The sequence below is a fragment of the Streptomyces sp. NBC_01689 genome, assembly GCF_036250675.1.
Classification (GTDB): domain Bacteria; phylum Actinomycetota; class Actinomycetes; order Streptomycetales; family Streptomycetaceae; genus Streptomyces.
Genome location: NZ_CP109592.1, coordinates 9,872,729 through 9,891,896, shown reverse-complemented (window position 1 = coordinate 9,891,896; position 19,168 = coordinate 9,872,729). Strand labels below are relative to the sequence as shown.

General features: G+C 66.6%; 15 protein-coding genes. 5 read left to right on the top strand and 10 right to left on the bottom strand.

What is annotated here, in order from left to right:
- Positions 1–54 precede the first annotated feature (54 nt).
- The 3 genes from OG776_RS41950 to OG776_RS41940 form a co-directional block, all read right to left on the bottom strand.
- Positions 55–5,382 carry an RHS repeat-associated core domain-containing protein gene (locus OG776_RS41950; protein WP_148007349.1) on the bottom strand — a complete coding sequence of 1,776 codons (5,328 nt, stop codon included), beginning with the start codon at positions 5,380–5,382 and terminating at the stop codon, positions 55–57.
- A 1,105-nt stretch (positions 5,383–6,487) separates the two neighbouring features.
- Entirely contained in the window at positions 6,488–6,700 is a 213-nt protein-coding gene (locus OG776_RS41945; RefSeq protein ID WP_148007348.1) for a hypothetical protein, read from the bottom strand.
- Between the two features lie 194 nt (positions 6,701–6,894).
- On the bottom strand, positions 6,895–7,047 hold the full coding sequence (locus OG776_RS41940; protein WP_187285477.1) for a hypothetical protein: 153 nt from the start codon (positions 7,045–7,047) through the stop codon (positions 6,895–6,897).
- A gap of 838 nt (positions 7,048–7,885) precedes the next feature.
- On the opposite strand from OG776_RS41940, the gene OG776_RS41935 reads away from it, so the two are divergent.
- Both OG776_RS41935 and OG776_RS41930 read left to right on the top strand, forming a co-directional pair.
- Positions 7,886–8,014: a hypothetical protein gene (locus tag OG776_RS41935; RefSeq protein WP_329317974.1), complete on the top strand. Its 129-nt coding sequence runs from the start codon at positions 7,886–7,888 to the stop codon at positions 8,012–8,014.
- Between the two features lie 560 nt (positions 8,015–8,574).
- Entirely contained in the window at positions 8,575–9,390 is an 816-nt protein-coding gene (locus OG776_RS41930) for a pentapeptide repeat-containing protein (RefSeq protein ID WP_329317976.1), read from the top strand.
- A gap of 39 nt (positions 9,391–9,429) precedes the next feature.
- Here the strand turns inward: OG776_RS41930 and OG776_RS41925 are convergent, their stop codons facing one another.
- The 3 genes from OG776_RS41925 to OG776_RS41915 all read right to left on the bottom strand — a co-directional run bounded on the left by OG776_RS41925 (position 9,430) and on the right by OG776_RS41915 (position 12,425).
- A complete protein-coding gene (locus OG776_RS41925; protein WP_148007346.1) occupies positions 9,430–10,047 on the bottom strand; it encodes a DNA-binding protein in 618 nt (205 codons plus the stop codon).
- A 238-nt stretch (positions 10,048–10,285) separates the two neighbouring features.
- Positions 10,286–10,861, bottom strand: a complete 576-nt coding sequence (locus OG776_RS41920) for a hypothetical protein (RefSeq protein WP_329317979.1) — start codon at positions 10,859–10,861, stop codon at positions 10,286–10,288.
- 100 nt (positions 10,862–10,961) lie between these two features.
- On the bottom strand, positions 10,962–12,425 hold the full coding sequence (locus OG776_RS41915; RefSeq protein ID WP_329317981.1) for a DNA cytosine methyltransferase: 1,464 nt from the start codon (positions 12,423–12,425) through the stop codon (positions 10,962–10,964).
- Between the two features lie 565 nt (positions 12,426–12,990).
- On the opposite strand from OG776_RS41915, the gene OG776_RS41910 reads away from it, so the two are divergent.
- Both OG776_RS41910 and OG776_RS41905 read left to right on the top strand, forming a co-directional pair.
- Positions 12,991–13,140, top strand: coding sequence for an aKG-HExxH-type peptide beta-hydroxylase (locus tag OG776_RS41910; RefSeq protein WP_148007343.1), 150 nt, complete (start codon positions 12,991–12,993; stop codon positions 13,138–13,140).
- Positions 13,141–13,467: 327 nt separating this feature from the next.
- Positions 13,468–13,602 carry a hypothetical protein gene (locus tag OG776_RS41905; protein WP_261994372.1) on the top strand — a complete coding sequence of 45 codons (135 nt, stop codon included), beginning with the start codon at positions 13,468–13,470 and terminating at the stop codon, positions 13,600–13,602.
- Between the two features lie 1,325 nt (positions 13,603–14,927).
- Here the strand turns inward: OG776_RS41905 and OG776_RS41900 are convergent.
- Complete coding sequence (locus OG776_RS41900) at positions 14,928–15,227, bottom strand: recombinase family protein (protein ID WP_329317983.1); 300 nt, start codon at positions 15,225–15,227, stop codon at positions 14,928–14,930.
- Positions 15,228–15,473: 246 nt separating this feature from the next.
- On the opposite strand from OG776_RS41900, the gene OG776_RS41895 reads away from it, so the two are divergent.
- Complete coding sequence (locus tag OG776_RS41895; protein ID WP_329317985.1) at positions 15,474–15,854, top strand: hypothetical protein; 381 nt, start codon at positions 15,474–15,476, stop codon at positions 15,852–15,854.
- Positions 15,855–16,626: 772 nt separating this feature from the next.
- Here the strand turns inward: OG776_RS41895 and OG776_RS41890 are convergent.
- The 3 genes from OG776_RS41890 to OG776_RS41880 form a co-directional block, all read right to left on the bottom strand.
- Positions 16,627–16,830 carry a hypothetical protein gene (locus OG776_RS41890; protein ID WP_329317987.1) on the bottom strand — a complete coding sequence of 68 codons (204 nt, stop codon included), beginning with the start codon at positions 16,828–16,830 and terminating at the stop codon, positions 16,627–16,629.
- Between the two features lie 348 nt (positions 16,831–17,178).
- A complete protein-coding gene (locus OG776_RS41885; RefSeq protein ID WP_329317989.1) occupies positions 17,179–17,424 on the bottom strand; it encodes a hypothetical protein in 246 nt (81 codons plus the stop codon).
- 125 nt (positions 17,425–17,549) lie between these two features.
- A complete protein-coding gene (locus OG776_RS41880; protein ID WP_329317991.1) occupies positions 17,550–18,272 on the bottom strand; it encodes a recombinase family protein in 723 nt (240 codons plus the stop codon).
- Positions 18,273–19,168: the final 896 nt, after the last annotated feature.

Below are 19,168 nucleotides of genomic sequence, written 5' to 3'. Positions count from 1 at the left end.
CGATTGCTTCTAGCGGAACAATTCGCCTTGACGACATGGTCGACCTCTTATGGGTCAACAGGGTGCAGGACCGTTGTAGAACGTGGTGATGGCACGAGCGGATTCGTGTCCACACACATATCTGAGCTCATCCGCCGTTACAGACCTTCCGGCGTATGTCGGAGCTCCGGACAGCATTTCGTCAATGTTCATGATGGCTTGCATGTTGAAGGAGATCTTTCCCTTCTTCGCGACGACAAGCTCGATCATATCGGCTACCTGCTTGGTCGTCATAGTAGCTCCGCCTGCGGGGAGTCCGAAGATCGGATCGCTGTATTGAATCGCTCCCTTTTCCCTCGCGAATGTACCCAGAATATCGCGTTCCCCTCCCCGAATGTCCCTCAGACCAAGGGCGAGGTGTGGTCCTGGCTTCTCCGATGAGGCCACAGCCGGATCACTGGAATGCGCAGCCCCTGGCCCAAAACGCGGTGGCACCGAAGGACTGGGAGAGAACTTTCCCTTTATCCAGTTGAACGCAGGGCCGAGAAGGCTGCTGCTGGCGCCACCTGCTGCTCCGAACAGTAGATCCCAAGGGCCTGTGGGGCGGCAGTGGACTTCGTTCAGGCCCCATGAGAAGGCCGCGCCGACGCCCGCGTTGACAATCGCCGATGTGGCAAGTGCGCGGCCTCCTGTGAAGCCGAGGCCGCGGGCTATGGCGTTGCCTGCACCCGGCATGAGCAGACCGGCGATGGCTCCTGTGAGAGCCCCTTCGCCACTTGCCCCAGCAAGGCCTCCCCAGGTGAATCCGCCGTGGCGATGCTGCCAGGAGTAGATACCGCCTTCGATGACAGCTCCGAAGGCGGCTCCGATACCGGCACTGACACACCAGGGGCAATTGCCTGAGGGGTCGGCTTGGTTGACCGGGTCGTTATTGGCATACACGTACAGGGAGGAGTTGGCGCTGCCGACATCGGCTGGAACGGGGTCGGTAGTGGCAAACCGACCAAGGGCGGGGGCGTAGCTGCGGGCCCTGAGAGCGAGGCGCCCTGTGAGGTACGGATCGGTGTACTGGCCGTCGAAAGCGAAGGGGCTGTTCTGGCCGTTGGTGGTGGCCGCCGTGCCTGTGGCTTCGCCCCAGGGCGAGTACTTGTAGGTGTAGGTCGCTGCACCGGTGGCATCCCGGACGGCGCTGATGGAGTCTTGCGGGTCGTGTAGGAGGTAAAAGACACCGGTGGTCTGGTTGATGGCCTGCGGGATGCCGGCCGGGTTGTAGTTGTAGTCGGCGATCAGGGCGCCGGTGCTGTTGGTGTCGGTGGCTATCTGGGCGAGCGGGTTGTTGAGGTCCCAGCGGGTGGTGCGGTCCAGGGTGCCGTTTTTGTTTGAGGTAGTGCGGTTGCCGTCGGCGTCGTAACCGAAGGTGAAGGAGTTGGCACCGATGGTGGCGGACTTGATACGGCTGGCGGCGTCATAGGCATAAGTGCCGGTGGCGTCTTTGGTTAGATTGCCGTCTGTGTCATAGGTCAGGTTTGTGGTGGTGGTTCCGACTACGCGCTTGGTCAGCTGGTCGGCTGCATCAAAGGTGTTGGTGACGGTGGTAGCACCGGTCTTTGTCGTGGAGAGGTTGCCGACCTTGTCGTAGCTGTAGACCGTTCCGCTGGTGCCTCCCAGGCAGGAGGTGGTGGCGAGGGTGTCGGTGCAGGCTTGGGTGAGGTGACCGGTGTCGTCGTATCCGTATCTGCTGGCGAGGCCGGTGGTTGTTGCGTCTTTGAACTGGTCGGAGACGATTCGGCCGTTGGGGTCGCGGGTGAGCTGGCGTGCTCCGGTGCCTTCCGAGACGGAGGCCAGATTGCCGACCCGGTCGTAGGTGCGGGACTCAGTCAGCGGTGTGGTGGTGGGCAGTTGGGCAGAGGTGAGGTTGCCCGCAGGGTCGTATCCGTAGGTGACGGTCTTGCCGCTGGTGGCCTGGGTCTTGATGCGGCCGTCTGCGTCGTACACGTAGCTGATGGCGTAGCCGTCCGGGTAGGTGCGGCTCTTGACGGTGCCGTCGCCGTTGTAGGTGTATTTGAATGGGTTGGTGGAGCCGGGTGAGGTGATCGTCAGCGGGCGGGCCTCTGCGTCATAGGTCAGAGTGCGGGTTCCTGTGCCATCGGCGACCGTCGAGATTCGCCCTGCTGCGTCGTATGTGTAGGTGACGGATGGCGTGCCGTCGGAGTAGGTGGTCTTGGACAGCAGGCCGCGTCCGTCGAAGGTGTTGCTGATGCTCTGGCTTCGGGCATTGGTGATGGTGGTGCGGTTGCCGTCCGCGTCATAGGCGTAGGACGTAGCGCGGGCCAGCGGGTCTGTGATCTTGGTGATGTGGCCGGCTTTGTCGTAGGCGTACGCGGTGGTGTGCTGATTGGCGTCGAGACGCGATGTCAGATTGCTCAGGGCGTCGTAGCCGAGCGTGGTGATGCCGCCGTCGGGTGCGGTGATCTTCGTGAGCCGGTCCAGGTCGTCGTAGCCGTAACCGGTCTTCTTACCCAGGGCATCGGTGCTTTCGGTGACGTTGCCGACAGTGTCGTACGTGTTCGACGTCTTGTTGCCCAACGGGTCGGTCTGGCCGGTGGCATTGCCTGACGCGTCGTATGAGGTGTGCCAGGTGTACTGGGCCGGGTCGGCGCCTGTCACATTGCCGCGCGGCTCCACGGTGTCGGTCAGCAGGCCGTCGGTGTTGTAGGCGTAGGTGGTCTTGTTGCCCATCGGGGAGGTCTGGGATGTGAGCCGGCCCGCAGCGTCATAGCCGTAAGTGACGGTGTTGCTGTTACGGTCCCTGACCGTGGCCACCTGGTTGTTGGCGTTGTACGTGCTGATGGTCGTCCGGTTCAGCGCATCCATGGCCCGCACGACGTTGCCCATGTCGTCGTAGCTGTAGGTCTGGACGTTGCCGAGGGGGTCGGTCACGGACTCGGGCAGGCCGTCGGCGGTGTACGTCGTGGCGGTCGTGTGGTTGAGGGGGTCTGTGACCGTCGTGTTGTTCCCGACCGCGTCGTAGCCGTACTTCCAGGTGTACTGGACAGCATCGGCACCGGCTGTGTTGCCCCGCGGAGTCGTCATGGACAACGAGCGACCGGCCTTGTCGTATGTGTAGGTCGTCCTGCTGCCGGCCGCATCGGTCGCGGACAGGAGTCGTCCCATAGCGTCGTAGGAGCGCTGAGTCGTGTTGCCGGCGGCGTCGGTCCCGCCGGTGGCACGGTTTGCCGCGTCGTACGTGGTCGACGTCGTCTTTTGCGTGGCGTCAGTGATCGACGTCGGATTGCCTACGTCGTCGTATCCGCGCGTCGTGATCCGGCCCTTCGGGTCCGTGACTTTCAGGAGCCGGTCGCCGTCGTCGTACGCGTACTTTGTGGTGAATGCTGTCGGGTCCGCGCCTGAAGCGTTGCCTCGCGCGTCGGTGCTGGTGATCACGCGTCCGGACTGATCGAAGGACTGCGTGGTTGTCGCGCCGCTCGGGGCCCTGACGGATGTCTGGTTGCCTGCCGCGTCGTACCCGTAGGTCGTCGTGTTCTGCAGGGGGTCGGTTTCCGTGGCGAGCTGCCCGGTGGAGGTATAGGTGAAGGAGGTGACGTTGGCCAGTGGATCCTTGACCGTGGCAAGGAGGTTGTCAGTGGTGTAGGTGTACGTCGTGGCGTGCACGTCAGGGTCTGTGGATTTGGACAGGTTCCCGTTCGTGTCGTAGGCGTATCTCCAGCGGGCGCCCGAGGGGTCTGTCTCCGTTGTCAGGCGGTTTGAGGTGTCATAGGCGTAGGCCGTGAAGTGACCGAGCGGGTCGGTGGCTCTGATGAGGTTCGCTGAGCCGTCGTAGCTGTAGAACGTGCGGTTTCCGAAGGGGTCGTACTGGACCAACAGGTAGTTGTGGGCGTAGACGTCGGTCCATACACCGCCGTCCGGAGCGGTGGTGTCCGTCTCTCCGCTGCGGTATGTGTAGGTCGTGCTGTTGCCGAGGGCGTCTTTCTGGGTCGCCACGCGCCCCTGAGAGTCGTAGGTGTTGCGGACGGGGTAGTGCCCCGCTGCGTCCTGGGTCGAGGCGAGGCGACCCTCGGTGTCGTAGCCGTAGCTGGTCTGTTTGCCGTCGGTCCCTGTGACGCTCGTCAGACGGCCGGCGGCGTATCCGTAGTCGACATGCCGTCCGTCGGCGAGCTGCACCCGTGAGAGCAGGTCGCCGGTGTATGTCGTCGTGGACGACCGGCCTGCCGCGTCGGTCACGGATGCCAGGTGGCCGGCCGCGTAGCGGTAGGTGACTCCCTGGCCTGAGCGGTTCTTCGATGAGGTGAGGTGTCCGCCGGAATCGAAGGTGAGTGTCTGCTTGTCCGGTGTGGTGAGGGTGTATGTCCCGTCGGTCTGCGCTTTCAGGGATGACCGGGAGGTGGAGGGCGCCGTGAACGTGCCGTCAGACTTTCTTGTGTAGGGGTACTTCGCCCCGCTCTCCGACGTGTAGGTGACGTTGCCGGCCGCGTCCTTGGTCAGCTGGGCGTCCCAGGGCAGCGTCCATCCCTGGCCGAGGGATCCGGTAGTGGTGTTGTTGGAGGAATATCGGCGGGTAAGGTCGAGTCCGCCTCCGACGGACGGCTGTTGGACGTCGGTATAAGAGCCCGAGAACGCGCCCGTGGCCGTGTTCACCGAGGCTCCGCGCTGCGCCTGCGGTTGAGCGAATGCCGTGCTCAAGGACGTGCACTCGGGGGCGCATCCGTATGTCTGATCGTTGGGAATCCCCCGAGCCAAGGTCATCAGAGTTACCACGCCACCACGGCCGCCGCCTGCGACGTCGACGACGGTCGCGAGCGCCGTGACGGAGAAGTTCCCGATGTTGGGAACCGCACCTGCACACTGTTCCGGGTCCACAGACAGCTGGAGAGTCACGACCGGGTCGCTGACCTCGGGATGGACCAGCGAATAGGCACCTGAATGGGCTGTCACGACCTGGCCCGTGTCGTAGTCGACAACATCGGAGCCGCAGCCGACTTCCCAGGTCACCTTGACCTGATGCAGTACATCAGCGAGCTTGCCGTCCGCATCGGTGGTGTAGTCGGAGTGCGTGATCTCCGCGCTTGCGAGGAGGGTTTCTCCTTCAAAGACCTGCCCGGTGAGAGGATCAGGGCCCAGAGGGCTCGCACCGACAACCGAACGGTAGGAACCCTCGGAGCCGACCACTGCCACGTAGTCCACGTCTCCGCCAGGTACAGCAGCGGCAGCGCCCTTGATACTGGCAGCCGTTCGACCGGTGCCTGCAACAGAGCGGGCCCGGGCTGCAGACTTCTTTGCCTCAGCCACCGCTTCGGCCTCGGTAAATTGCTTCCGATGAGCCTCGTGGGCCGGTGGCTTGAACCGCCCTTGGTCTACCTGCTGGTGACGCTGCTTCAGCGTCATAGGCTTCTGCGGCTTCGCAGGCCTTGGCCCGGGGACGCCAGCAGTATCCGCGCTCTCCACGCGCTGCTTTTCCGCCGGCGCCGCGGTCGCTGACCCTGCAAAGATCACAGCCCATGCGGTTACTACGCCCACAACGACCTGTCGCAACCTCGAAGAACGTGCCACGTCAGCCCCTCCGACCACGACCCACCAGGATGCGACCTAAAGCGATCACACAGTCACGGAAGGTGAAAGTACAGAATCGAACATGGGCATGTCATCTGTGTGCTCACGCGTGGCCTAGACCGGTCCATGGATGGCCAGATCCACGTACAACATGCTGAGCCCCTGAGGCCCCAAGCTCATGAGCCAGCTGTGCTCATCGCACTACGGCTTCAAGTGCGCTGGACTCCCCCTGTGCGGCTCGAACGGCATCAGGGGGCGCCATCACGCACGTCCCGTCAGAGAACGATGTCCGTACCGACAAGATCCGGCGCCGGCGTTCCCCGGCATCCCGGCGGCCGCCGTGCAACTGCCGGACGCGACCACACTGGGCGAGAAGCTGGTCGGCTGGGAGGGCAACCGGCTCGCGTTCCTACGGCTGCAGGGCCGGTTCCTCGGGATCACCCCTCAACGCAGGGTGTATCTGTTGCACTCAATGGCGGGTGCGGCTGAACCAGGCCATGCCATCCCTCTGAGCCATGAAGACGATCAGCACGACTCCGGCGGCCAGCTGCACGAGGGCTGCCATCACAGTGGCGGCGGGTGCGCTGCTGGCGGTGAGGCCGAGGGGCAAAAGTACCCACAATGCAGTGCCAGGCGCCGTAGACGATTGTTCCGATACGGAGGGCGTTGCCACCCTTGCCAAAGCGTAGAGCAAGGACGATCGCGATGACGGCGTGGACGCCAGCGCCAACCAGACCGAGACGGGCCGCTGCCACTCCGCGCGGGGTGAAGACCGCGGTGACACCGGCATCCGTGACAGTGAGGATCACGGCAGGACGCGCCCCCTCCCGGTGGTCACGATCGGGGGAGCATCCCATGCGCGCGCACGGATCGATGCGACCAGCCCCGTACCTCTCGTCGCGCGATGACGCGATGCGGATTCAGCGGACCATTCCTCTTCTCAGTGGCCTGCCTGAGTAATCCCGCTGGCGAGCTGTCCGGCCACGTTGAGGATCCCCTGTCCGAATGCTGTGGGAGCGATCAGGACGCCGAACACCAGCACGATGAGCACGGTCAACTGCTCGTCAGTACGTTTCCGCGCCTCGGTGCGACGCCGAAGCCGCAGCACGATGATCACCGCCAGGAGAACCGCCAGGTTGATCGACAGCACCATGAGAGCCCCCTTCTCCGAACGCGACTGGTCCACATGTAGCGAGCACCGACACTGGCGGCAGCTCAGACGCGGCCTGGTGGCGACAAAACACAGTAGATCGGCTTGATTCACGAGGTTGCGCCGACACCCGTTCTGACTTCTCGGGCAGTAGGGGCACCAAAGTTCTGTACGGAGCGCAATCAGCCTCAGCTGGGCTACTCGTCGTCGACGTCGCCACGGATCGCACCTCTGGCCCGGTGCCAGGCAACGAAAACCTCGCGCAGCTGGTCCAAAATGCCGCGCACGGTGAACAGGGCAACGCTCACAACACTCGCCGCAGCCAGGAACCACAGAATCAGCACATCCACTGGTCGACACCTTCGTGACGGAGGCCGAACCAGCGACGGGTGCTGCTCAGTTCGACCAAGAAGCGGTCAGAACTGAGTTCCACGCCGACGGCAAAGCTCAGGTACAGCTGAAGAGGTTCAGGCAGAAGCAGGAGCAACTGCAGGCGGCCGGTTGATTGCAGGAGTCCGGGTCGTGGTTCACGGATCACAGACAGAGATCGGCGACATGTCGGCTCGCCTGTCCCTGCGCCTGCGGATATCAGCGAACCGCACCATGACCGTGCGTCGCACTGAATCTCCTGATATCGCCACGCGCTCGCAACGCCTCTGCTATCAGGCTCCGGAGGCACGGTGGACAGGAAAGTCTCGAAGCGAAACCGAGAACACGGTCCGAGCGCACCTGCCAGGTGCGGTGCGGGCCGGAGCTGCGGGACATGCTGCCTGGTTTCGCGATGGTCGGCGTAGTGGTGCTCGTGTCCCTCGCGCTACTGCCTGGCTCTACACCGCGCTCGGGGTCGGCGGCCTGGTGCTGGGTGTGGTGCTCCTTGGTACGGCCGCGATCGGCGGGCTGCGCTGGCATCGAGAGGTCGCGCGCCGGCGGGGCGGCCGCTACTCCGCGGCGGAACTGTCTCGGCTCGATGACCGGGGGCTGACGGTGGCGGCCACGCGGATGTTGCGGAGGGATGGCTGGCACGTGGTCGACGTGGGCGAGCCCGGTCGACCGCGTCTGTACGCGAGTCGTCAGGGTCGCCAGCTGGATGTCGGCTTTCGCCCGGTGGACTCTGCGGACGAGGGTGGGAGCGGGTTCGCTCCGCTGCGCGAGGTAGGCCGACCTGGTCCCGATGGCCTGCTCCGAGTCGTGGTCCACCGCGGCGACTTCAGCCGTGCGGACGTGCTCTGGGCTTCGCGCCAGGGCGGTGTTCTGCTCGACGGGAACCAGTTGGGGCGGTGGGCGGCGGGGTCGCGGCTGGACGAACTGGGCCTGTGACCGCGGCGGACTATATGGACTGAAGCCTACGAAAATTGGGCTTTCTTTACAGGCAACCGTTGCGGGTGGCTACCGTCAGACGATGACGTGGTGGCAAGCAGCCCTGTGGGGCTTGGCCGGCGGCGGAGCCGCTTCGCTCGTGTCCTTCTGCGGCTCCATCATGTCTGGCGGGTACCGCTGGCCGTGGCAGCGGAGACTTGACACGGTAGGGCCCCGACTGTTCGTACTGGGGAGCGGGCTCGTTCTGGGTGCCGTGGTGGCGGCTGCCGCACACGATCAGATGAACGGGCCGTGGCCAGCCTTCATCTTCGGCATCGGTGCGCCCGCCACAATCCGAGGCATCCTCTCCGGGGTAGAGGTCGGACCCTCCATCCAACCGTCAACCGGGCCTCCCTCGATTTCAGGCAGCCAGGCGAGTGCCCCTCCGCCCCTCTCGCGCGCGACTGAGGATGGGGAGATCCGTGAAGACGCGTCCTGACTCCTTCCTCGGCCGTGTGGCTCGGACCGCGCGACCTTCACGTCCCTGGCTAAGTATTGAGGCATCTGCCTGGTGGACCCGGGTGCTCTTGGCCGGCGGCGCCCGTCCCCGTTACAAGACCATTCCAGCTGCCTCGATCCTGGCCAGCCCAGACCGGGCCAGCCCAGACCTGACCGGGGCGGACCTGACCGGGGCGGACCTGACCGACTCAAACCTGTCCTACGCGAACCTGTCCTACGCGAACCTGACCGGTGCGGACCTGTCTCGCGCGTACCTGTCCCGCACGGACCTGTCTCGCGCGGACCTGGGCCGTGCGAACCTGACCCGCGCGGACCTGACCTTCGCGGACCTGACCTTCGCGGACCTGACCCGCGCGAACCTGACCCGTGCGAACCTGACCATCTCAGACCTGGGCGGCGCGTACCTGACCGGCGCGTACCTGACCGGCGCGAACCTAGCCGACGCGGACCTGTCCCGCGCGGACCTGTCCCGCGCGGACCTGACCGGCGCGGACCTGACCGGCGCGGACCTGACCGGCGCGAACCTGTCCCGCGCGAACCTGGGCAGCGCGAACCTGACCGGCGCGAACCTAGCCGACGCGGACCTGTCCCGCGCGGACCTGCGCAGCGCGGACCTGACCGGCGCGGACCTGACCGGCGCGGACCTGACCGACGCGGACCTGGGCAGCGCGAACCTGACCCGCGCGAACCTCACCCACGCGAACCTGACCGACGCGGACCTGGTGGGTATCACGTGGTCGGATTTGACTGTTTGGCCGACTGAATATCGCGCAGTGATGTTGGAGCGGTCCGTACCGATCGGGGTCGGCCTCTGGCGCGTGCAGGGGTCAGGGAACAGCGGCGCCGACCTGTCGGTGCCTCCGATCCCTGTGGGCTGACGGCTCAGCTCGAAGGCTCCAGCACCACTACAAAGGCGTTCAAGAACGCTTCTGCAGCTGCTGGCGGGCGGCGGCGAGTAGGCGCTCTCCGGTCCGCCGGCTCACGCTGTAGCGCTCTGCCAACTGGTCGGCGGTTACGGTCCGGTTCTCCGCTTCGGCTGCGGCGAGTTCGGCGGCAACGGCGGGCACGCGGTCGTCAGTGCGCGGGCGGGGGGAACGGTTGCGCGGGTCGCCTGGCCGGCGGCCCGCACCGGTGCGCTCGGGGTGGTGTCTCTGGTCTCCGGCGTCGATCCGGGCCTGCACGACGTGCCGGGGCCACCAGGGGCGGCCGTGCAGCTCGACGCCCTTGGGCAGATAGCCAGTGCTGGCGTACGCACGGACGGTGGAGGCGTCGGTGCCCAGGACTTCGGCGGTTTCGCCCACGCTGAGCAAGTCCTCGGGGTGAGGCTCGGGGGTGGGCGCCGGCGGGACGGGCTGGCCCTCGAGGTAGGCGTGGGCCTGGGCTGCGTCGTACAGACGCAGTCGCTCGCCGGGGTTGGTGACGGGCACCCGGGCGCGGAAATCGGTGCCGTGGCGCCGGCGCCACGTGTGCAGCTCGATGCCTGCGGCCGCCGCGATGCTGGCCTCCGTCATGACGGGGTGGCCGTGGGGGATCATCGGTGCGTCTCCTGTCCGGTATCAGGGCTGTCGCCTGAGGCTACGGCGATAGACTGCCGCGGTCGCGCCCTGGTGGTGTTGACGGGTCGGGACCGGTGGATACCGACCGCACCGCTCTTGGGCGGGGCGGGCCGCCGGTCCCTTTTTCGTGCTCGTGCCCACCGGCCAGCACCACGCACCAGCGGGCGGTCCGGTCGGGCTCGATGCCCGACCGGACCGCCACTACGGCTGCCGGGTGTCAGCTACCGCTCGTAGGCGCCGATCGCCTCGCGGACCTTGTCGGCTCCGATGCATCCTCCGTCGTGGCGGAGGACGGTGGGCGGCTGGCCGTTGCGTCCCCGGAGGTGCGACCAGTAGCGCGGGCCCTTCCATCCGCACAGCTGGCACTCCATGACCCAAGGTTGTCACTGCCCGGGTATCCGCCGTACGGCGTCCAGCGGTGCGCCTCCAGTCCGGCGAACGCGGTCCGGGCCGACGCGATGTTGCGCGCGGTCTCGGGCATGCGCGGGTGGAGCAGAGGAACGGTCTCCGGCTTCACCAGGGTGGCGGCGGCGCTGTCGACCACGCTCTGCGGGGTGATGCGTCCCTCCGTGAACTCGGAGTAGAGCCAGGCGGCGGCTGCCGGGCTGCCTCCGCCACGGCGCGGGCCTCCGTCCGCCACGCGGACGTCGGTGGTGGTCCCGGCCGGTACGGCATACCAGACACCGTGCCAGCGCAGGGCGTGGCCGATGAACCACGTTCCGACGAGAACGGGGTAGCGGCACTCGATGTCCGGCTCCCCGAGCCGGTAGGGCAGTTGCGGGGTCTCGCTCATGAGGTGGTCTCTCCTGTCGCGTGCTGGCGGGTCGTGCCGGGCGGGGCGGATACCGACCGCCCCACCCGACATTTACAGCGTTACAGCGTTAGCTGACTGGCTAGAGGACGGCGGCGACGCGTTCGCCGATCCACTGGGCCACGTTGCAGGACACGGCGTTACCGGCCTGCATGGTCTGCTCGCCCTTGTTGCCGCGCATGATGTAGTCGCCGGGGAAGCGCTGGGCGGCCAGCTGCTCGCGCGGCTGCAGCATCCGGAAGTGGCAGTCCTCGACCGTCAGGGCCGCGTCTGGGACGCAGATCCCGGCGGAGTCCCGGGTGGCCAGGGTGAGGAGCGGCTGATCGGTCGGCTTCGCGGTGCCCTTGCGGTAGGGGATGACCAGACCGTGGTGGCGGCCCGCTGCGGTGACCGTGGCGAGCGGCTGATCGACGGCGGCCGCCCCGCCGTTGCGGCGGAGGGTGACGACGTAGGGCATGGTCACCAGGGCCTCGGTGTCCCGGGTGGTGCGGGTGCGCATCGGCTCGGCCAGCGGCGTGCCCGTGTCGTTCCACGTGCCTCCGGCCGGTACGAGCATGCCGTGCCGGTCCTGCGGGAAGAGCAGTCCCTCGCCGATCTTGCGCGTGCGGGCGGGGAGGGGGACCCGCGTGGGGTCCTGGGCCCGCCCGTCGTGCCCGGAGTGGTTGAGCGTCAGGAGGCTGACCCGCTGCGGGTACTCGGCCAGCCCAGCCGAGATCCGGCGCAGGGTGGCGGCCGCCAGCGGGCGGGAGCGGTCCCCGATCCGGGATCCCAGGTTGGTCCAGTCGATCGCGTCGGCGGCCGCGCGCACGTAGGGCTCCACCAGGGCGTTGCGGCACTTCGCGTTCGGGCACCGGTAGTCGTACTGCTGCCGGTACTTCCCCACCGTGCGGCGGGGGTTGCGGAACGCCTGAATGGCCTGAACGTCTTCGCCGCACTCCGCGCACCATGCCAGCGGGCGGGGCCGGACGTCGGGCAGCTTGATGCCGGTCCGCGTGAAAACGAGATAGATCCGGTCCCGCCACTGCGGTGCGCGGGGGTTGTCCGGGCCGCCCACGTGGGCGGAGGACACGGACACGATCTGGGAGTTGTAGCCCAGCTGCTCCATGCCCGAGCGCCACCAGCCGAACAACGGCCACTGCGTCACGAACTCCACCACGTTCTCGCACAGGACGGCGCGGTACCGGTGCACCTCGGTGGCGCGGATGACGTCGTACGCCGTGGCCCGGGTCCGGATGAACGCCTCGGCCTCGACCTCGTCCTCCTCGCCGAACGCCAGCTGTCCGCCGTTACGGCGCTGGGTCCCCCCGGCGGGGCTCATCTCCGTGCAGATCGGCGATGCCCAGAGCACGTCCGTGGTGGGCAGGCGCCGCATGTCGTAGTTGTTGACGTCCGCACAGACGTGGTCGGCCTGGCGGTGGTTGGCGCTGTGGGTGTCGATCGCCACCTGGCTGTGGTTCGCCGCGAGCTTCAGCTCATACCCGGCGGCCACCAGACCGGTGCTCGATCCTCCGGCGCCGCAAAAGATGTCCGTGAAGGTCAAGGACATTGCTTCCTCCGGTTCTTCGTTGACGGGTCGTCGGGGGCGGATACCGTCCACCCGTTCCGACAAGAACAATATTACAGCACTAGGTGACACTCGTCCAGAGTGGGATGCGTGTTTCCGCAGATCAAAGGGGGTTTATAGGCAACGGTGGCGCGCTGAGCGGAGCGCCCCCACGGACCTGTTCCACATCGCGGCAGCTACTGCTCCCCCTCGACCACGACCGGTGGTGCGGTCTCCTCGCGCGCCCGTCATCCGCGACGGCGGGAGTACGACGCCCGGCCCGCTCGCGGCCCGGCGGACGGCTCCCCGGAGGCCAGCCCGGCACCCCTCCCCTCCCCGCCGGCCGTTCAGGACGCGCGCAACCGAGCCGCCGCGGCCGGGAGCGCGCCCGCCATGTAAACCGCCCACAGATGCCGTTCCCCCTCGTGTATGAGAACCAGCACACACCACCCTCACTGCGTTGCCCTCCGTGGCGACAGAAGTGCGGCGGCCGACTCATGGATCGGGTAACAGTCGCGTGGACTGTTACCGCGTCTGACCTGGGCAAGTTCCAGAAATCCGACCGGAGATGAGGGGCCGGTACGAGCGGCCAGGGCGTCTCTGCCTCGACTCCGGACGCAAGGTCCGGCTGCACTTCGCCCCCTGGCGTCCCGACCCGCGCCCCCTCGACAGCCTGCTCCAAGGCGCATACGCATTCTTCGAGGTCAGCGCGCTGTGACAGGGGCATCCGTGTCGCGGGCAGCGCCGGCGCCCAGCAGGCAACGACCGCTCTCTGCCGAGCGATCCCCGCTCACTAGCATGCAAGGTGGGATGCGAACCCCCGCTCTGAGCTGGGGTTTCTCAGTGAATTCACGATCGGTGATTTCACTCGAAGCGATAAGGAGCGCCGGAATCCTTTCGGGCGGCCCGCTCGGTGCACATTGCGCACAGTGCGGATGGTCGACATGAAAGCCGTGACGGTCCGTCGAATGGTGTAATGTCACTAATACCTCTTCGGCTGGCTGGGTGGCATCCAGCTGGTTCCATCCAGCGAGGGGAGGTATAGGTGATCACCGGAACGGAGTCCCGCGACGCGGGCGACGGTTCGGTGTGGGCAAAGCGGATCCGCCGCGTCACAGACGCGGTCCGGCTTGTAGGCGCCGTGTTCCAGGCCGTGTACTACGGCTTGAAGCTCTGGTGACCTGCGGCTGAAGAAGCTGATGGGCCCGACCCTCTCGCGAAGGGTGGGCCCATCGACGTCCCTCACCGAGGTTGAGCCCCACGTGTTTCGCTACCTGGCGGACCGTGGGGCTCAGTCATGTGCGGGTCGTGTATGTATCCACACTACCACGAACCCAATTCCCGCTTTGAAGATTCGACTGGTCCCACCGAAATGTCGTGCGCGCCAATTGGTCACCGACATCGAATTACGTGAAGTGAATCAGTCTCGGTGAATTACGCATCGCCATCCGTGATTTGAGCGCGGTTGTCAATTGGCGTTCGGAGACACATTGACAATGCTGCCAGGACGCACATTGGCAATGCTGTCCGACAGGGCCGGCCAGCAGGCATCGTCGCTGACGCCCGTCATGACGGGCGTCACCAGCGTCGTCGCCCGTCGTCGCCCGTCGTCGGAGAGCCGACGACGCCCGTCACGCTGCTGAGGCAACCCAGGCAACTTGACCGTGCACGCGGTCAAGTTGCCTGGGTTGCCTCTCGCTCACCGCCCTGCACACTCGCGTTGAACGACGTTGAGCGAGGAGGCTGAGCCGATCTGTCCGACGTTCAACAGGTGGACTGGTACGCCGTTCAACAGGTGGACTAGTCGTCTACCCGGCGTTACACACGGTGGAACGAGTGGTCTACGCCGGTATACGCCTCCTTTACCGGCCTCTTGCTCGCGGCTGTCTCACGTCCCGGCCGGCCTGTCTCACAGGGGTTCCAAGGCCGTCCACCTACCGTTGAACGCGGTATACGGGACGTGCACCATGTTCCACAACTGGCTGGCTCCGGCTCACGGGTGTCTCGCGCCGGCTCGTCTCTCTCGCGGGTGTCTCACGGGTGTCTCGCGCCCGCTCGCCTCTCTCTCACCGGCGTCTCATGTCCCTCGCCGCACTCTCACCGGCGTCTCACGTCCCTCGCCGCACTCTCACGGCTTCTGTCATGCCTGAGGCAACCCAGGCAACTTGACCGCGTGCACGGTCAAGTTGCCTGGGTTGCCTCAGCAGCGTGACGGGCGTCGTCGGCTCTCCGACGACGGGCGACGACGCGGCTGACGCCCGTCATGACGGGCGTCAGCCGGCTCTCTCATCTCGTCGGATTGGCCGCGCTCGCCGTTTTGAATCGACCTGCCATTTCTGCTGCTCGCGCACCCGCACAATCACGCGTTGCAGACGTGCCGCCGGGTGCTTTGACGATTTGGTGTGCCGTCAAACGAGGTTTTCAGCAGGTCAGTTACCCGTCGCTCAGAGGCGGGCTGCCTCAGCCAGGGCGTAATGGAGGGGGACCACATCCTCTGCCCTGGGGTCAGACATAGTCGGGTCTTGTGGCCGCTACGGCATCCGCTTGCAGGGTCGGGGGTCGGTCAGTGGGGTTGGCGAGGATCCGGCGGACGGTCTCCGGGTGCCATCGATCGCCCCGCTTCGGTCGGATGGCTTCGGCGTCTAGGACGGCGGCAATCTCGCGGTACGACAGCTCGTCCTCGTCCCGGAGTTGGCGGGCGCGATCGCGGCCGGCCTGCTCCATCTCGTCCTCGGTCAGCTCCGTCTTGTGAGCGTGCCAGCAGGCCCCGGACGGCCACTGTCCGGGGCCTTGCTGCGTCTTCATGCCCTCACGCCCCCAGGGGCTGGGTCGCACCGTGTTCGCCCTGGGGGCCCCACGCCGTGAGTCCCGCGTGTTACGAAAGCCTCGCCCGTGGCAAACTCTGGCTTGCCGCGGACGAACACGTATCCGCAGCAGCTCCTGCAGCCCCGTGAGGGATGTGGGAGCTTTCTCGTTTCTGCGTACCCCTTCCGCTCTCCATGGCCTCGGTCCCCTTCGACCGGGGCCTTTCTCGTTCCTGGAGGTTGTGTCGTGCAGGTCGTCTCAGCCGCGCTGTCAGCCGTCGGCTCCCTGTCGTTCGTGCTGGGCCTGGTCGTTCTGGTGGTCGTGTTCGCGGTGTTGTTGTTCGTCGTCCGGCCCGTGGTGAAGAAGACCCGGGCCGAGGACGTGCCGGCAACCCTGGTCGGGTTGAGCCATGTGATTGCGGCACTGGCCTCTTTCCTGCCCTGGAGCGGGCGGCGCTCCCCGGCGCAGACGCCCGAGGCTCCGAGTGCAGACGGCCAACCTGGCGGCGCTGCTCCGACGTCCCCCACAATCATCACCACCGACCGTTTGACGGTGATGCGTCCACCCGATCCGCCGGAGGCCAGCGGGCTCGGGCAGATCACGGCCGCGCCCACAGGGGGAGAGTAGGGATGTCCGAGGTCCTCGTTCACCGCTGCGCCCACTGTGCCGAGCCGGTGAAGGCAGCGGGTGGAGGCCGCCCGCGCCGGTTCTGCTCGTCTGCCTGCAGGCAGGCGTCATACCGCGCACGGCACGCTGCCGCGATACCGCTCGAAGGATCCGGACCTGGTCAGAGCACGTGGCGGGTCAAACCCCGGTCGTGCCGTGCGGTTCCGAGCCTAGGGCCGGAAGGGATGGTGCCTTTCCTTCGCTGCCCCCTGTCCCGCGGCCATAAGGGCTGGCATCGCGCCCTGGTGGGGGTGCCCAAGCCGTGGCCGCAAGAAGTCACGCTGTGGTGGGCTGGCTGGGAAAGCAGGTGGGGGTGGGCCGGAGGAGAAGTCGGACGGTCTCCAGCAGAGCTGTACTACTCCTGCAAGAACTGTCTCCTGCCGCGCGGTCACGCAGGAACCTGCCTCGAAACGGACACTGTCTGGATGGACGAGGCCAATATCCTGACGCTGGACCGCCAACTTGACCGCGTAGTGCGGCTGAGGATCTCCCTCCCGTCCCCCGGAATCGCCGTCCCGCGCTGGTTTCGCGCCGGATGAGGCCCCCGCTATCCGACGCGAGGCGCGCGAGCCACCGGGCTGTCCAACAACCGATCAGTTGTCGGACACCATGCGGTACGCGGCTACCGAGCGGCGAAGAACGGGTTGTGCGCGTCCAAGAACGACGTCCAGGACGGGCCCGACCGCGTGAGCGCGGTCGGGCCCGTCCGTACGCGGAACGTCACCGGTAGCGGTTAGCGTCGATTGCGTACGTTGATCTGAGCCCCTGCGAAGGCGGCGCCGATGGTGCCCACCGCGGCAGCGGCCTCCGTGTAGTGCGTCAGGGCCAGCACGACCACGGCCGCCATGGACGCGAACGTGGTCGCGACGATGGCCCAGGCCAGCCAATCCGGGTCGGGCTCAGGGGGTGTGGTTGCGGTACCTTCGACGGGCGTCACTCGGGCAGTTCTCCTTTCAGCAGGACGGACCACCTCGACGCAACGAGAGGGAGATCCTCATCGCGGCCCTTGCTTCCTACGGCCGGCCGCCGGGGGTCTCCCTCCGTCGTGTCGAGGGGAGTTGGTGGGCATAACCGTACTGGGCGCCAGGTACAACGCCCTTTGAGCTGCCCCGACCGGGCATTTCGGAGGTTTCTGGTTCCAGCTAGGGCATTTTTTCGTAGTGGGGGGAACACAAGCTCAACGGATGTGTATCGTCTTTGTCGTCCTCTTGCCTTCGCGCGGGCGCCTTTAAAAGCGCAGGTCAGCGGCTTGAGTAGACGTCAGTCCGCAGCGAACTGCTGTGTCTCAGCTCACAGAAAAATTGGGCGGGTCGGTGTCGGATGACCGCTTGCTCGCCCTTCTCACCTGCCTTCCTTCGCAAGTGGGGGCGTCTCCTGTGGCTGTCAGCGCTCTGACCTCTTCTTTCGGCTTCCGAATGAGCTTCCCGAAGGTGTTCATGTCGTACAGCGCGTCCTTCATGTCCCGCTTGAGCTTGTCGCCCTTCTCTACGGAGTCGCTGATGAGGAGAGTCATCGAGATGGTGCTGAACACGTGCCCCTCGGCACAGCGGACACCGGTCCGCCGAACTTGCCGCCGGCGTGCAGCATGGTCGCCTTCACCATCGAGACGCCCGCATCACACTCGTCCCGACCTCGGCGTCCCCGTGCAGGACCGAACTACGTCGTCCGCTTCCGCAACGTCGGGGGCCGGTCGGTGGGGTTGGCGAGCATCCGGCGGACGGTCTCCGGGTGCCAGCGCTCCCCGCGCTTGGGCCGGATGTCCTCGGCTTCCAGGACGGCCGCGATCTCGCGGTAGGACAGTTCGTCCTCGTCCCGGAGCTGGCGGGCGCGGGTCCGGCCGGCCTGCTCCATCTCCTCCGGGGTGAGTTCCTTCTTGTGGGCCTGCCAGCCGTAGGGCGGGGCGCCGTAGGCGTACTCGCCCTTCTCGCCCTTGATGCGGCGGCCGCGGCGGAGCTTGGCGACGGTCATGCCGCGGTCGAGCTGTGCGAAGACGCCCATCATCTGGCGCATGGCGGTGCGCATCGGGACTTCGGGGTCGTCGGGCAGGATCTCGCCCTGGTCGGCCATGAAGGCGCGGCCGCCGTGCTGCCAGCACTGGGCCAGGGCTGCCTCCTGCACGACCAGTTCGCGCGCGAGGCGGTCGAGGTTCGGCGCGATGATCCCGTGCACGCGCTTCTCCTCGACCCACAGCAGTGCGGTGGCCAGCTCGGGCCGCTCGTCGCCGGCGACAGTGCCGGACACCGCTTTCTCCACGAAGAGGTGCGCGAGCTTGTGGCTGTGCTCGCGGGTCCAGCGGCGCACGATGCGTTCCTGGTCCTCCAGCCCGAATCCGTCCAACTGCCCGCCGGTCGACACCCGGATGTACCCCGCGAGCCGCATCTGATCGCCTCCAACGCGTTGACCTGCAGTGTCACAGATATTGGTGTAACTGTGACTCCCTGAGCCACTGGTCGAGTGGTGCGCACATGTTCCGGCCGTAGCAGCGAGAGAAGAGCGGCTGTGACCAGCCTTCCGCGTGTCCGGCGATCGCGGGGATCGTTGAGAAAACATCGCGCGCTGCACCGCCCTGCGGACATGCCCACGATGGATGGGGGCCCCAGTCTCACCCCCTGGACTCGGGCCCTCCTTCGTGCCCCTGCAGGACTGGGGCTGTGCCGTCGTCTGCGCGCACCACCTTCCAGTTCGTCCCGCACCGGGTCTGGCAGGGGGTGGTCCTGCGTCCAGCCGATGATGTGCCAGCGACCTCGGTTCCGTGGGCCATGCCTCTCCACCGTCCGTCACCCCATGTTGAACCGGGTTCTCATCGCCAGCGGACGGCAGTACCGCAGCCGACTCCTCGCGCCGGCCAGCTATCACCGCAGACGGGAGGGCTGCGTCAGACCCTCCCAGCCTGTGTCTTTTCGGCTCGAAGGCACCCCCAAGGGCCCTGGATGTCTCGCGCGGCCGCCAGGACCTCACCCCACGCCCGGCCCTCCGGGGCCCGCACCATCCCCACAGGCGACCCGCCCAGCGCCGTGACAGTCGGCGGAGTCCCCCGGTCCCCTCTAGGCCGGACGTACCTCGACGGCCCGTACGGCGGCATCCGCCCGTTCGATCGCGTAGATGACGAGCTGCCCTTGCCTGACGAAGTCGACGAACCTCACGGCCTGCGCGTGAAAAGGGACGTGTTCCTCGCCACCGCACGGGGCGATGACCCCCGACCCCCGCGCAGGATCGAACGAAATCACCGTGCCCGCCCGCAGAATGCTCCGCACACCGCCACCTCTCCTCCAACG